The organism is Catenulispora sp. GP43, from assembly GCF_041260665.1.
In the GTDB taxonomy this organism is placed as follows: domain Bacteria; phylum Actinomycetota; class Actinomycetes; order Streptomycetales; family Catenulisporaceae; genus Catenulispora.
This window is the reverse complement of record NZ_JBGCCT010000007.1, coordinates 218,252-232,151: the sequence shown is the minus strand read 5'-3', so window position 1 is coordinate 232,151 and position 13,900 is coordinate 218,252. Positions and strand designations below refer to the sequence as shown.

The window sequence follows — 13,900 nt, the reverse complement described above, 5'->3', positions numbered from 1 at the left end:
TTGGCGAGACTCGTGATGACTGAGAAACCGAAAGGACATCACGCATGACTCGCATCGCCGTCAACGGCTTCGGCCGCATCGGACGCAACGTGCTCCGCGCCCTGCTGGAGCGGGGCAGCGACCTGGAAGTGGTCGCGGTCAACGACCTCACCGACCCCACCGCCCTGGCCCGGCTCCTGGCCTTCGACACCACCGCCGGACGGCTCGGCCGCCCGGTGAGCGTCGACGGCAACGTGCTGGTCGTCGACAACAGGCGGATCACCGTGCTGGCCGAACGGGAACCGGCTCAGCTGCCGTGGGCCGACCTCGGCGTGGACATCGTGCTGGAGGCCACCGGCCGGTTCACCGCGGCCAAGGCCGCGAGCGCCCACCTGGCCGCCGGCGCGAAGAAGGTCCTGGTGAGCGCGCCGTCCGACGGTGCCGACGTGACGCTGGCCTACGGCGTCAACACCGAGGCCTACGACCCGACCGCACACACGATCGTCTCCAACGCCTCCTGCACGACCAACGCCCTGGCCCCGCTGGCCGCCGTCCTGGACGACCTGGCCGGCATCGAGCACGGCTTCATGACCACGGTGCACGCCTACACGCAGGAGCAGAACCTGCAGGACGGCCCGCACCGCGACCCGCGCCGTGCCCGCGCCGCCGCGGTCAACATCGTGCCGACGACCACCGGCGCGGCCAAGGCCATCGGCCTGGTGCTGCCGCGCCTGGACGGCAAGCTGTCCGGCGACTCGATCCGGGTGCCGGTCCCGGTCGGCTCGATCGTCGAGCTGAACACCGCGGTCGCCCGCGACGTGACCCGCGAGGACGTGCTGGCCGCCTACCGCGAGGCGGCCCAGGGCCGGCTCGCCGGCATCCTGGAGTACTCCGAGGACCCGCTGGTCTCCTCCGACATCGTCGGCAACCCCGCGTCGTCGATCTTCGACTCGGCGCTGACCCGGGTCGAGGGCCGGCACGTGAAGGTGGTCGCCTGGTACGACAACGAGTTCGGGTTCTCCAACCGGGTGGTCGACACCCTGGAGCTGCTCGCGCGCTGAGCTTCGGCCGAGCAGATCCAACAACCCGCGCAAAGCCAGAGCCGCCACCCGCTCCAGCCGGTCGCGGCTCTGGCCGCTCGCCGCCTGCACAGCGCCGCCTCACCGGCCATCCGCCCGGCGAGTGCCTTCTGGCGGGCCGGTTCGCCGTCGGGGCCGCAGGCCTGTGCGCTGTTCACACTGAGGCAGCCGTACGGCGTGCCGGGCCCGGCGGTCAGCTCGACCGCCGCCGCGCACCAACGGCTGCTCGCGACCATCGAGCGCGCCTCGCAGTCCGGCGTCGCGAAACGCGTGCGATAAGTAGACCGTGCGGCGACGGGGAGGCCACCGCACGGCCCGGGGGACCATGCCGGACGGTCGAATCGGGGGTGACACACCCGGATGGGTTGACCCCAGCATCGCAGGGCCGCATAACAACGACCTAACACCGGCCGCACGCAAGCACACCGGTCTCGCGCAGGCACACCGGTCTCGCGCAGGCACACCGGTCTCGCGCAGCCTCAGGACGCCACCAGAGCCCGCGCCGCCCGCGCCGCGGCGTCGAAGGGCTCAATGTCGCCGACGGCGCGGCAGACCACCTGCGCGCCTTCCAGCATGCTGATCAGCAGGGCCGCGGTGTCCGCCGCCTTCTTCTCGGCCAGGCCCGCCTCGGCGAGCCTGGCCGACAGTTCCCGCAGCCACGCGGTGAAGGCTCCCCCGGCGGTGCGGCCCAGTTCCTCGTCATCGGTGGAGCCGACGCTGGCCGCCGCGACCGCGCAGCTGTAGCCGCCGATGGACGCCTGCACCACGGGCCGGACCGCCGCCACGAAGGCGTCGAGGACTGTCCCCGGGTCGGCGCCGTCCAGGCCGCCGAGCGTGCCGCGGACGCGCTCGCCGAAACGGGCCGTCGCCTCGGCGACGAGCTGGCCCTTGCCCTGCGGGAAGTGGTGGTAGATCGCCCCGCGCGCGGCCCCGCTGGCCTGCAGGATCTCGGTGAACGACATGCCGGCCACGCCGTGCCGGCTCAGGGCGTCGACGGTCGCGTCGATCATGCGGTCGCGGGTGTCCGGGGCCATGGTCCGCCTTCCTGTTCCTCGTACGCGCTTGACTAGTACGTACATCCTAGTCGAGACTGGCGATCAGGAGCTAGTACGCACGTACTAGCTAGTTCGAGAGGGGAACAACCATGCCCATCACCGTGACCGCACCGCGCGGCGTCCTGACGCCGGCCGGCGAGCGCGAGATCCTGCCGCGCCTGACCGAGGCCCTGATCGAGGTCTCCGGCCTGGCCGGCAACAGCTTCTTCAGCGCCGTCGTCGGCGGCACCGTGCACATCCTGGACCCGGAGAACGTCTACGCCGGCGGGGTCAGCCGGCCGGTCGTCATGGTCGAGCTGAAGCTGCCGGACATCGGCCTGGCCGACCAGCCGGCGCGCGCCGCGTTCATCGCCGCCGCCACCGATATCGTCGCCGACCTGGCCAACCCGGACCACCGGCGCGAGGACATCTGGGTCAACATCCTGAACGCCCCGGACGGCGCCTGGGGCCTGGGCGGCAAGGCCTACACCAACGAGGCGCTGATCGCCGCGATCGCCGCCGCGTAGGGGACCCGGCGACCGGGTCGCGGAACATCGCGGAACGTCCGCGCCACGCTGGCTACTCTGAGCAGATGCCCCGCATCGAGATCGACGGCCGGACCCCGGACCCGGACCTCCTGGCGACCGCGCTGCTCAACCAGTACGGCCATTTCACGGCGATGCAGGTTCGGGGCCGCAGGGTCCGCGGCCTCGACCTGCATCTGGCGCGGCTCAGGGCCGCGACGGCGGAGGTGTTCGGGACCGGTCTGGACACCGACGCCGTACGGGGCCATCTGCGCGGCGCGCTCACCGATGAGTACGCCGACAGCGCCGTCCGCATCCAGGTCCTCCACCTGGACCCGGCCGCGGACCCGGCGATCGTGGTGCTGCTGCGGCCGCCGGTCGACATGCCCCGCGCCCCACAGCGGCTGCGCAGCGTGCGCCACCAGCGGCCACTGGCCCACATCAAGCAGGTCGGCGGCAGCTTCGGCCAGAGCTACCACGGCCGCGCCGCCCGGGCCGCGGGCTTCGACGACGCGCTGCTGACCGCCGCCGACGGCACCATCAGCGAGACCTCCATCGCCAACATCGGCTTCTTCGACGGCTCCGCGATCACCTGGCCGGACGCCCCGGCGCTGGAGGGCATCACGAAGCAACTGGTACAGCACCACGGCCCCGGCGCCGGCCTGGCCTCGAAAACCGGTCCGGTCACGCTCGACGACGTGCCGGCCCACCGCGCCGCGTTCGTCGCGAACTCGCAAGGCATCGCGCCGGTCTCGGCGATCGACGACACGCAGCTGCCGGTCGACGACGAGCTCATGGCAGCCCTCTACGACCTCTACGAATCAGCACCCTGGGACACCATCTGAGGCGTTTCCTCCACCGCGGGACTCACCGCGTGCGGCAGGCTCCGCACCGACTTGAACGCCAGCGGGAAGAAGGCCGCGCCGACATAGATGACGCCCGCGATCTCAGCGACCCGGAAGCCGCCGAACGCCGCCGCCAGCGGCCCCACGCTCAGCTGCCCGATCGGGATCGCCCCGTAGGAGAGCAGGTCGTCGAACGAGCACACGCGGGACAACGCGTGCGCCGGCACGTGTTCCTGGAGCGAGGTGTCCCAGCTGACGCTCGCGACCGCCGAGCCCAGTCCGGCGACGAAGGCGGCGGCGACCAGGAACGGCGCGTGCAGACCCGCGCCCAGGACCAGCAGCGGCACCGCGACCAGCGCGCTCGCGACCTGCCCGGCGGCCAGGAAGCGCCGGATCGTCAGGCGGGTGAGCAGCGTGCTCATGACCAGGAGCCCGGCGCCGCGGGCACTGAGGACGAAGCCCCACGCGGCCACGCCGCTCGTCTTCCTGGTCAGCTCCGGGCCCAGGATCTGCCACGTCCCGGTCTGCACCAGGTTCATCAGGCAGAACGTCGCCGACACCGTCCAGACCCAGCGGAGCCCGACGAACTGGCCCCAGCCCTCGCGGATGTCGGCGACGATCCCGGTCCGCTCGGTCCTCTTCGGATGGCTGGTCGAGGACAGCATCCGCAGGCAGACCGCCGCGAACAGGTACGTCGCCGCGTCGAAGGCGATGGCCGGGCCGGCGCCGACGGCGACGACCAGCACGCCGGACAGGCTCGGCCCGAAGATCCGCGTGGCGTTGCGCGTCGAACCGAGCAGCGCGTTGGCCTGCTGGATCTGGTGCGGCTCGACGAGTTCGGGCAGGAACCCGCGCAGCGCCGGGGTGGTGAAGGCGGACAGGATGCCGTTGAGCAGTTCGAGCAGCGCTACCAGCACAAGCGAGAAGTGTCCGGTCAGCAACAACACCGCGACCGCGCCCTGAGTCAGGCCCGAGCCCAGGTTCGCCCAGACCAGCACGGTGCGCCGGGCGAAGCGGTCGGCCGTCGCGCCGCCGACGAGCAGGAACACCAGCATCGGGATCATGCGCGCGGTGAGGACCACGCCGAGGTCGGTGGTCTTGTCGTGGGAGGCGTTGAGCACGGCGAAGGCCAGTGCCACCGGCGCCATCGAGGTGCCGAGCAGGGAGACGGTCTGGCCGGTGAAGAACCAGCGGAAGTCGCGGCGGAGCAGGAGCAGTTTGGCACGGGTCTCGGGCATGGGCGGCAGTGTCCGGGCCCGGGCTGTGGGATGCTAACCCTTCGGATGGAGGCGAAAGATGACTCTCCTGCGCTTGTCGCCCCGCGCCTTGTCCCGGTCGCGTTTCGCGCTCTCGCCGATGGCCGAGACGCTGGGGGCGATGCGGGTGTTGGCGAATCCGTGCCGCGACCCGTGGCTCGCGTCCTGGCATGAGCGGCACGCGGGGCCGTTCCGGGCGCGGGTGGCCGCGGACCGGTTCACGGCCGGGCTGGTACGGCTGCTGACCACCACCGGGTGGCTGCCCGACATCGTCGCCCTGCCGCCGATCGGCGGTCTGCGGACGACGATGGCGCAGGAACTCGCCCCCGCGCGGCGCTTCTCCGACGCCGAGGTCCGCACACAGCTCCAGGAGAGCGACCGGCATTCCGAGACGCCCACCGGCCTGGATTGGCTGGACGGGGCGAACTGGGCCGACCGCGGTGCGGAGCTGATGGGAGCGATCTGGCACGACCACGTCCTGCCGGACTGGCCGCGTCGCAGGGCCCTGCTGGAGCGCGAGGTGACCTACCGGGCCGGACTGGTGGCGGTCTACGGATGGTCCAACGCTTTGGGCTCGATGAGCCGGCGCAGCTCGTGGGTCGGCGAGGACGCGATCCGGTTCAGCAACCGGCCGCAGGCGGACCGGATCGTCGGGTCCGAGGGGATGCTGTTCGTGCCCGTGACACTCACGCGCGGCACCTGGCTGTGCGAGGTGCCGCCTGACACCTACGCGCTGGTCTATCCGGCGCGCGGGGCCGCGGAGGCAGGCGGCGGGCCGTCGCCGGATCGGGTCCGGGCGCTGGAGCGGCTGGTCGGCGCGGTGCGGGCGCGCATCCTGCTGGAGCTGGCCCGTCCGGCGACCACGACCGAGCTCGCGACGCTGCTCGACGTGTCGCTGGGGACGGCCGGCGGGCACATCGCGGTACTGCGCGATGCGGGGCTGATCGAGGGGACGCGGGTCGGGCGGCGCGTGGTCTATCGGCGTACTGACGACGGGGATCGGCTCGCCGGCTGAACTGCGGCTATCGCTGGCGCTGACGCTGTTCCAGCTCGGCACGCAGGCCGGCGACGATGGCCCGCAGGCCGTATTCGAAGATGGCGTCGGGATCCGGGGCTGCCTCGGCCGCCGCGGTCAGATTCGGGTACTGCGACAGGTCCGGCATCCCGCCCGGTGCGAGCTCGGCGAGTTCGGCGTCGGCGACCCGGCCTCGCGCGCCTTCTCGTTCCAGGGCTGATCCGGTGACGTAGCTGCTGATGGCCAGCAGGCCGCGCAGTGCCTCCTGCGGGGTGAAGCCGGCGCCGGCCAGGACGTCCAGCATGGCTTCCAGCCTCGGGTAGAGGTCTTCGGTGGGGCGGGTCCGGGCGGCCAGGCGCGCGCCGTCGCGGTGCTTGTTGAGGCCCTGGTACAGGATCCGCGTGCGTTCGACGAGCCAGTCGTCCCAGGCCTGGCCGGCGCGCGGGACGCGAAGTTCCTCGGTGCCCATCGCGACGAGCATGTGGTCCAGCAGTTCCTGCTTGTTCTTGAAGTGCCAGTAGAGCGCCGGGGCCTGGACGTCGAGGTCCTTGGCCAGCCGGCGCATGGACAGCCCGTCGAGGCCGACCTCGTCCAGCAGCGCGATCGCGGCCTCGATGATCGCTTCGCGTTCCAGCTTCACCCGGGCTCCGTTCCCTTGTCGCCGCGACCTGCGGTGTTGACAGCTTAACAGCGTTCAGGGCACGCTTAACACTGTTAAATTTAACGCTGTTAAGGAGGCGTGGGATGCGAATCGTCATCGTCGGGGGCGGGCCGGTGGGCCTGATGGCCGCGTGCGAGCTGCGGCTGTACGGGATCGAGACCGTGGTGCTGGAGCGCCGGGAGGACATCGACCCCACCATCAAGGCCGGCGGGATCCAGGCGCGGGGCGTGGCGGCGCTGGACCGGCGCGGGCTGGCCGAGCGCGTGCGCAAGGAGGGCGGCGACTGGATGCGCAACATGGTGTCGCTGATGCAGCAGCACGGCATACGCGGCCACTTCTCCGGGCTGTTCGTCCTGAACCACAGCGCCTATGGCGATGAGCGGATGCTGCCGGTGCGACAGCAGGCGTTGGAGGCGGTGCTGAACGAGCGCGCGCTGGAGTCGGGCGTCGAGGTGCGGCGCGGACAGGCGGTGCGCCACTGGAGTCAGGACCCTGACGGCGTCACCCTGACCGTCTGCGACGCGGCCGATCCCGACGGCGAATCCTACGAACTGCGCGCCGACTGGCTGATCGGCGCCGACGGCGGCCGCTCGGCGGTGCGCAAGGGCGGCGCGTTCGCCTTCCCCGGCACCGACGGCGTCATCACCGGCTACCAGGCCGTCGTCGACCTCGACGACCCCGACTTCCTGCCGCTGGGCTGGAACCGCCGCCCGAACGGCATGGTGGTGAACGGCCCGACGCCGGGCCGGATCCTCGTCATCGGCTTCGACGGCCCGCCCGCCGACCGCGACGCCCCGGTCACCCTCGAGGAGCTGCAAAGCGCGCTGCGCCACATCAGCGGCACCGAGGTCGGCATCCGCTCGATCAGCACCGTGACCCGCTTCACCGACAACGCCCGCCAGGCCGACACCTACCGCGACGGCCGCGTCCTGCTGGCCGGCGACGCCGCGCACGTGCACTCCCCCTTCGGCGGCCAGGGCCTGAACCTGGGCCTGGGCGACGCGGTGAACCTGGGCTGGAAGCTGGCCCTGGTGGCGGGCGGCCGCGCCCCGCTGAGCCTGCTCGACACCTACACCGCCGAGCGCCACCCGGTCGCCGCGCAGGTGCTGGACAACACCCGCGCCCAGGTCGCGCTCATGCGCCCCGGCCCGCACACCGACGCGCTGCGCGGCATCTTCACCCGGCTGCTCGAGCACGACGACGCCAACCGCTGGCTGACCGATCTGATGGGCGGCGACGACGTGCGGTACGAGCTCGGGTCCGAGGTCGACGCGATCGGCCGGTTCTGCCCGGACCTCGTGCTGGGCACCGGAGGCAGCGACACGGCACGGCTGGCCGAGCTGCAACGCTCCGGCCGCGGACAGCTGCTCGTCCTGGAGTCGGAGGAATCGCAGGACGCTGCGCAGTGGATCAAGACCGCGTCCCAGTGGGGCGACCGTGTCGAGGTGACGGTCGGAACGTGCGCCGACGCGCCGTCGCGCGCCGTGCTGGTCCGCCCGGACGGATTCACCGCTTGGACCGCGGAATCGGAGGTGTCGTTGGAGGACGCGCTCGGGCTCTGGTTCGGTCCCGCGGAATAGGATGGCGCTTATGACGATCGGCGCGGCAGTGGTCCGGCTGTACCGCTTCCCGTTTCGCTTTCGCCGGGGTATCTCTCGCGTCGGTCGGATTCGAAGCGCGTCAAACGTCTTTGTTGACAGAACCCGACTTCCGGAACTTAATGAGACGGAGCCCTGGACCGGGAATAGCATATCCGGGCCCTGTCTTTATGAATCCTTGACCGATTCCCGCACAATCCCGCTGTATTTTGGCCTCCGGGTACCCCACACTCAACCCCCTGATTCGAGTGAGGCCAAGATGACGCTCTCCCGACGCACCCTGCTGTCCTCAGCCCTGGCCGGCACGGCGCTGGCCGCCGCGGCCGGCTCCGAACTGTCCTCGGCGTTCGCCACGTCGCCGACCCGGGCGGATCCGGCCGCCTCGGCGGCCGGGGACGTGGTCGGCAAGATCACCGTCGGCTACCAGGGCTGGTTCGCCTGTATCGGGGACGGGGCGCCGATCAACGCGTGGTGGCACTGGAGCCAGAACGAGGCGCAGGCGCCCTCGCCGAGCAACGAGAACCTCAAGGCCTGGCCCGACATGAGCATCTACAGCGCCGGATACAAGACCGGATTCGCCAATCTGGGCAACGGTTCCGCGCCGACGCTGTTCTCGTCCTACGACCAGTCCACCGTCAACGCGCACTTCTCGCTGATGCGGCAGAACGGCTGCGACACCGCCGCGCTCCAGCGCTTCGACCCGAACGGCAGCGAGGGCCCGACCCGCAACGCCGTGACCACGAAGGTCAACACCGCCGCGCAGCAGTACGGCCGGAAGTTCTACATCATGTACGACGCCTCCGGCTGGACGAACATGAAGACCGAGATGCCGGCCGACTGGACGAACGTGATGTCGCAGTACGCGTCGTCGCCGGCGTACGCGCACCAGAACGGCAAGCCGGTGGTCGGCATCTGGGGCTTCGGCTTCAACGACGCGAACCACCCCTGGTCGGCCGCCGACTGCCTGTCGGTCGTGCAGTGGTTCCAGAGCCAGGGCTGCTACGTCATGGGAGGCGTCCCCACCTACTGGCGCACCGGCGTCAACGACTCGCGTTCCGGGTACCTCGGCGTCTACTCCGCCTTCAACATGATCTCGCCGTGGATGGTCGGCCGCATCGGTTCTGCCGCGGACTCGAACAGCTTCTACACCAACGTCAACGTCGGCGACCAGTCCTACTGCAACTCCAACAACATCGACTACCAGCCCTGCGTCCTGCCCGGCGACCTGTCGGCCCGCCAGCGCGCGCACGGCGACTTCATGTGGACGCAGTTCTACAACATGGTGCGCGTCGGCGCCCAGGGGATCTACATCTCCATGTTCGACGAGTACGGCGAGGGCAACCAGATCCTCAACGCCGCCCCGACCCAGGCCACGGTCCCGACCAACTCCGGACTGCTCTCCCTGGACGAGGACGGTACGGCGTGCAGCGCGGACTACTATCTGCGTCTCACCAACGACGGCGGCAGGATGCTCAAGGGCCAGATCGCGCTCACCGCGACGCGTCCCACCGCACCGGTGCTCAGCGGCGGCGGTGGCGGTGGAACCGGCTGCGGGCAGATGGCGGCGAACCAGCAGCTCACCGTGAACCAATCGACAGTGTCCTGCGACGGCCGGTTCAAGCTGATCCTGCAAGGCGACGGCAATCTGGTCCTCTATCAGGGCAGCACGCCGCTGTGGGCGTCGAACACGGTCGGCAAGGCCGCCGCCAACGCCATCATGCAAGGCGACGGCAACTTCGTGATCTACGACGGCAGCGGCAAGCCGCTGTGGGCCAGCAACACCGCCGGGAACAACGGCGCCTATCTCACGGTGCAGAACGACGGCAACACCGTCATCTTCAGTGCCGCCGGTACCGCGCTGTGGAGCACCGGGACCGGCGGGCACTGATTCCCACCGCCGCACACGCTCTCATAGGCCTCACAGGCCCTCACAGGCCTTCATAGGCCCTCACACCAGCCGCTTGATCTCCCCGCGGACCCGGTAGAACCCGCGGCTGGCCTCGTGGATCTCCTCGACGACGTAGCGCGCGCCGACGACCCGCATGTCGCGCGGGAACTGCACGTTCCAGCCGCTCTGGAAGCCGCCGCCGACGACGCGCACCCGGACGCGGCCGTGGTCGTCGACGCATTCCACGATCGTGCCGGAGCCGGCGACGGTGGTCGTGGCGACCGCCGTCGCCGGCGTGGCGACCGGCAGGGCCGCGCTCGCCTTCACATCGAGGACGGTCGGCACGACGCCGCCCTGCGCCGCCGTGATCGCCGACTCGGTGGCGTCGATACACGCCAGCGAACCATCCGTGGTGACGATGTAGAGGCGGCCGTCGCGGTACTGCATCGACAGCGCCGAGCCGCAGCCGGTGCCGAGCTTCCACAGGCGCGTGCCGTCGACGGCGAAGCAGTACACGGAGGACGCGCTGTCGCCGGCGAAGACATAGCGGCCGTCAGGGGCGGTCGCGCAGGAGTAGACGGCGGTGTCGCAGCGGTACTCGGCGACCAGCCGGCCGTCCGCCTTGGCGATCTTGTGCACGACATGGCGCCCGGTACCCGCGTAGACGTGGTCTGATTCCTGCCACCCGAACAGCACATTGCCCGGTGTCTTGGTGTTCCACAGCTCCCGCCCGCCGTCGGCGGCGTAGGCGGTGACGCCGGCGCTGTGCCCGTGGTAGACCGCCTCGGCGTCAGAGCGCACCATCCAGGCGCCGGTGCCCGAGCTGTTGCGCGACCACTGGTGCTCCTCCTCGTGGTCGATGACGACCAGGCGCCCGCCGGCATCGGAGACCGCCAGCACACCCTCGTGGATGTCCAGCCAGTAGATGTCGACGTCCTGGTCGATTCGGTAGGCGGCGTGCGGGATCTTGCCGGACAGGTCGTAGACGGAGCCGTCGTCGCAGCCCGCGTAGATCCAGAAATCGTCGGCCACCAGGCACTTGACCCCGTCCGGCAGCTGGAACCGGGACAGCACCTGCCCGTCGTGCCCGAGGCTGTAGACGTCGCCGGACTGGTTGCCCACCCAGCAGCGATCGCCGTCGATGTGGATGCCGAACGCGCTGGAAGCGGTCCGGAACCGCCACAGCACCGGCGCCTTCGACCGCGCCGTGGAAGGCGCCGAGGACACCGCGCGCCGGGTGATGCTGCGCGCCGCGCGGGCACCCATCACGGAGGGGGCGTAGCCCTTGCGCACCTTCTCGCCGATCTTCTTGGCCGCCGCCGCCTCGGCCTTCTCGACCGTCGGGAACGTCGAGGTCTGCCGGGAGCCGTCGGTGCCTATGCGGCCGTAGCGGATGTCGACGGTGGTGCCGGTGACCGTCACCTCGTAGAACTTATGAGCGCTGCCGCTGTCTTCGGACAGCTCCAGATAGGTCGTCCCCTGAGTCATGGCGAAGAACGTACAGTGCTTGACCGACAGGCAAGTTCGGCGAGCTCGTTCTCCGCGGAGACGGTGCGTTCGTGGGTCGGACCGTAGACGCGGCGGGTGCGTTTCACGAGGGCGGTCAGCATGATGGTGGCTTGCTCGGTCTCGCCAGCGTCGGCCAGCGCCACGGCGAGGTCGAAGCGCGCGGTCAGCGCGTCCGGATCGTCGGGGCCGAGGATCGCGGCGGTGTCCCTGGCGACGGCTTTGCCCATGGTGACCGCGAGGTCGAGGTGGCCTGCGGCTTTGTGCGCGTGGGCGAGCTGCGACCGGACGATCAGCGTATTCCGATGATGGGGGCCGAGGGCACGCTCGCTGTCGGTCAAGATCTCCCCGAAGTTCGCCATGCTGCGTTCCATATCACCCTGTGCACCGTAGCAGTGGGCCAGGACCGTACGGACGTTGAAGGTACTGATGTCGTCTCTTCCGAGGAGCCGCTCGCAATCCGGGAGCGTGGCTTCCAAAAGCGAGATCGCCGCCGGAATCCGGCCGGTCACCCGATAGGCGCTGGCCAGGTTGTATCGGGTCGCGAGGGTCACTTCGCCGTCGGGATCGGCGACCTCTTCCAGAGCGGTCAGCACCGCCTGGTAGATCTCTATCGACCGCTTGTAGTCACGGGCCTCGTAGAAAGCCTGGCCGAGGTTGGCTTGCGCCCTGATCGTCTCGATCGTCCTCGGCCCGTGACTGCGTTCGGTGATGGCGAGCACGTCGGCAAGTTCGGTATGGCCGCTGCGGACTTCTCCGCGAGCCAAGTATGCCGATGCGAGCAAGCCGCGGCATCTCAAGGTCTCAGCGGCTTCGGGGCCGAGTGTGGAGTCCAGATGCGAGGTGATCCGTTGCAGGTGGGCGACAACGCGGTGACTCATTCCCAGCGCATCAAGGCCGACGCAGATCGAGATCAGGTGCTGGTACACCTCGTCGAACCCGTCGGTGATGTGACCACACAACGCGTCCAGGTGGCCCAACAGCTGGGGCACGGGGACCGATCCCGCACTGATCGACCTGTCGATGAGGGCCGTCGCGCGCTGGCAATAGGCGGGGCCCGAGGACCCCATACCGTTCCGGGCACCGCTCTGCACCAGCCGGTGGACCGTGATCTCGGCTTCCGACAGCTCGATCATGCTGTACCGGTGGAGCAGGCCCAAAGCCGCCGCGACGGTGGCGGTCGTCCCCATCGGATCGAGCAGCCGGCGGGGCACCGCGACCGGGGCGAACCATGCCAGGACCCCCAGCAGCTCCACCGCCAGCAGGTCCTGCGCCGCGATCCGGTCCATGGTCACGTTCCAGACCCTCGCGATCGCGTCCACGCCGTGGCTGTTCCGCACCAGCTCCAGATAGTCCGCGGCGCCGATGCGGGTCTGTTCGAGGAAGGATCCGGCCTGCTCGATCGCCAGCGGCAGCCAGCCCAGCTCTTCGCAGATGCCGCGCGCCGCCTCCGCGTCGATCGGGGATCCGGCCAGCTCGCCGAGCAGCGCGATCGCGGCGTCCGGCGGCAGCGTCCCGAGCCGCAGGGGGCTGATACCCCGCCAGCCGGTGGCCACGCGGGTCGTCACCAGGAACCGGCCGCCGGCCAGGTCCTGCATCAGCGGCACGACGTCCTCGCGGTCGACGACGTTGTCCAGGACCAGCAGCCAGCCCGGATGCGCGACGAGCCAGGCCCTGGCCCACGCCGCCGCGAAGGCGACCGGCGCGAGCGCGAAGCGGGCGTCGATCCTGGCTGCCAGCCGGGCCAGCTCGGACTCGATCTGCTCCGCGCTCTCGGCCACCAGCCAGTGGACCATCGTGTACTGCTCGCGGTACGCGACCGCGTAGTGCTTGGCCAGCGTCGTCTTGCCGATGCCGCCGAGCCCGGTGATCGCCTGCGTGATGACCCCGTTGCCGCTGGTCAGCGCCGTGTGCACGGCGGCGAGTTCGCGCTCGCGGCCGACGAACAGGCCGTGCAGGTGGACCGGCGAGGGCGGGACGTACGCCACCTCCTCGGGGCGCGGCGGCGCGCCGTCGAAGCGCACGGCGACGTTGGTCGCGTTGTCGCCGCTGGACAGGATGCCGAAGTTGGTGCCGGCCCAGGCCGAACCGGTCATGCCCCGAACTGGACGTTCGTGGCGTTGTCCCCGGTCGACAGGATGCCGTGGTTGGTCTGCACCGCGATCGAGTGGTCGCCGGAGGCGGTCACCGCGATCCCCAGCAGCGCCCCGAGATCCCGCGCCAACTCGGGCTCGCGCTGCATCGACTTCGCCAGCTTCGTCCTCAGGACGGCCTCGTAGTCCTCGTCACCCGGATGCGCCGCGACAGCCTCCACCGCCTCGGCGACATCAGAATGATGCCGAATACGCGCCCACACCCTGCGCGCCAGCCCCACCGAGGCATCGGCCGCGGCCGTCTCGGAGGTCGTCAGGACGTTCGTGCCGTACGCGGCCAGCGCGCCCGTCAGGGTACTGACGACGCCGTTGATCACACTGTCATCCACACGGCAACGCTATGGCCTCGGGACGGCTTGCTC

At 70.4% G+C, this 13,900-nt stretch carries 12 protein-coding genes; 6 read left to right on the top strand and 6 right to left on the bottom strand.

The features are described from left to right. Positions 1 to 44: 44 nt before the first annotated feature. Positions 45 to 1,040, top strand: coding sequence for a type I glyceraldehyde-3-phosphate dehydrogenase (gap, locus tag ABH926_RS16825; RefSeq protein ID WP_370366533.1), 996 nt, complete (start codon positions 45 to 47; stop codon positions 1,038 to 1,040). Between the two features lie 497 nt (positions 1,041 to 1,537). On the opposite strand, the gene ABH926_RS16820 is transcribed toward gap, so the two are convergent. Then, positions 1,538 to 2,092: a TetR/AcrR family transcriptional regulator gene (locus tag ABH926_RS16820; RefSeq protein ID WP_370366531.1), complete on the bottom strand. Its 555-nt coding sequence runs from the start codon at positions 2,090 to 2,092 to the stop codon at positions 1,538 to 1,540. 110 nt (positions 2,093 to 2,202) lie between these two features. On the opposite strand from ABH926_RS16820, the gene ABH926_RS16815 reads away from it, so the two are divergent. Then, positions 2,203 to 2,619: a hypothetical protein gene (locus ABH926_RS16815; protein WP_370366530.1), complete on the top strand. Its 417-nt coding sequence runs from the start codon at positions 2,203 to 2,205 to the stop codon at positions 2,617 to 2,619. Positions 2,620 to 2,684: 65 nt separating this feature from the next. Beyond that, entirely contained in the window at positions 2,685 to 3,461 is a 777-nt protein-coding gene (locus ABH926_RS16810; RefSeq protein ID WP_370366529.1) for an aminotransferase class IV, read from the top strand. Here ABH926_RS16810 and ABH926_RS16805 read toward each other — a convergent pair. Then, positions 3,431 to 4,699 (bottom strand): MFS transporter, encoded by a 1,269-nt coding sequence (locus ABH926_RS16805; protein WP_370366528.1) that lies wholly within the window; start codon positions 4,697 to 4,699, stop codon positions 3,431 to 3,433. The two genes, ABH926_RS16810 and ABH926_RS16805, sit on opposite strands and share 31 nt — an antisense overlap. 58 nt (positions 4,700 to 4,757) lie before the next feature. Between ABH926_RS16805 and ABH926_RS16800 the strand changes: the two genes are divergently transcribed. Further along, a complete protein-coding gene (locus ABH926_RS16800; RefSeq protein ID WP_370366527.1) occupies positions 4,758 to 5,732 on the top strand; it encodes a helix-turn-helix domain-containing protein in 975 nt (324 codons plus the stop codon). Between the two features lie 7 nt (positions 5,733 to 5,739). Here ABH926_RS16800 and ABH926_RS16795 read toward each other — a convergent pair whose 3' ends face one another. Then, positions 5,740 to 6,372 (bottom strand): TetR/AcrR family transcriptional regulator C-terminal domain-containing protein, encoded by a 633-nt coding sequence (locus ABH926_RS16795; RefSeq protein ID WP_370366526.1) that lies wholly within the window; start codon positions 6,370 to 6,372, stop codon positions 5,740 to 5,742. Positions 6,373 to 6,476: 104 nt separating this feature from the next. Here ABH926_RS16795 and ABH926_RS16790 point away from each other — a divergent pair, with 104 nt between their 5' ends. Beyond that, entirely contained in the window at positions 6,477 to 7,973 is a 1,497-nt protein-coding gene (locus ABH926_RS16790; protein WP_370366525.1) for an FAD-dependent monooxygenase, read from the top strand. A 277-nt stretch (positions 7,974 to 8,250) separates the two neighbouring features. Then, complete coding sequence (locus ABH926_RS16785; RefSeq protein WP_370366524.1) at positions 8,251 to 9,879, top strand: lectin; 1,629 nt, start codon at positions 8,251 to 8,253, stop codon at positions 9,877 to 9,879. Between the two features lie 60 nt (positions 9,880 to 9,939). Here the strand turns inward: ABH926_RS16785 and ABH926_RS16780 are convergent, their stop codons facing one another. From ABH926_RS16780 to ABH926_RS16770, 3 genes are read right to left on the bottom strand one after another with little or no spacing between them, the layout of a single operon-like run. Next, on the bottom strand, positions 9,940 to 11,367 hold the full coding sequence (locus ABH926_RS16780; RefSeq protein WP_370366523.1) for a WGR domain-containing protein: 1,428 nt from the start codon (positions 11,365 to 11,367) through the stop codon (positions 9,940 to 9,942). Next, entirely contained in the window at positions 11,364 to 13,481 is a 2,118-nt protein-coding gene (gene fxsT / locus ABH926_RS16775; RefSeq protein WP_370366522.1) for an FxSxx-COOH system tetratricopeptide repeat protein, read from the bottom strand. The genes ABH926_RS16780 and fxsT overlap by 4 nt, the downstream gene beginning before the upstream one ends. Then, complete coding sequence (locus ABH926_RS16770; protein WP_370366521.1) at positions 13,478 to 13,867, bottom strand: hypothetical protein; 390 nt, start codon at positions 13,865 to 13,867, stop codon at positions 13,478 to 13,480. Before ABH926_RS16770 ends, fxsT begins: the two co-directional genes overlap by 4 nt. Positions 13,868 to 13,900 lie beyond the last annotated feature (33 nt).

Bases quoted from the DNA above. Each gene is read 5' to 3' on its own strand.
- ABH926_RS16785 (WP_370366524.1), top strand. From the start codon at position 8,251: ATGACGCTCTCCCGACGCACCCTGCTGTCCTCAGCCCTGGCCGGCACG.
- ABH926_RS16805 (WP_370366528.1), bottom strand. From the start codon at position 4,699: ATGCCCGAGACCCGTGCCAAACTGCTCCTGCTCCGCCGCGACTTCCGC.
- ABH926_RS16780 (WP_370366523.1), bottom strand. From the start codon at position 11,367: ATGACTCAGGGGACGACCTATCTGGAGCTGTCCGAAGACAGCGGCAGC.
- ABH926_RS16790 (WP_370366525.1), top strand. From the start codon at position 6,477: ATGCGAATCGTCATCGTCGGGGGCGGGCCGGTGGGCCTGATGGCCGCG.
- ABH926_RS16815 (WP_370366530.1), top strand. From the start codon at position 2,203: ATGCCCATCACCGTGACCGCACCGCGCGGCGTCCTGACGCCGGCCGGC.
- ABH926_RS16820 (WP_370366531.1), bottom strand. From the start codon at position 2,092: ATGGCCCCGGACACCCGCGACCGCATGATCGACGCGACCGTCGACGCC.
- ABH926_RS16810 (WP_370366529.1), top strand. From the start codon at position 2,685: ATGCCCCGCATCGAGATCGACGGCCGGACCCCGGACCCGGACCTCCTG.
- ABH926_RS16800 (WP_370366527.1), top strand. From the start codon at position 4,758: ATGACTCTCCTGCGCTTGTCGCCCCGCGCCTTGTCCCGGTCGCGTTTC.
- fxsT (WP_370366522.1), bottom strand. From the start codon at position 13,481: ATGACCGGTTCGGCCTGGGCCGGCACCAACTTCGGCATCCTGTCCAGC.
- gap (WP_370366533.1), top strand. From the start codon at position 45: ATGACTCGCATCGCCGTCAACGGCTTCGGCCGCATCGGACGCAACGTG.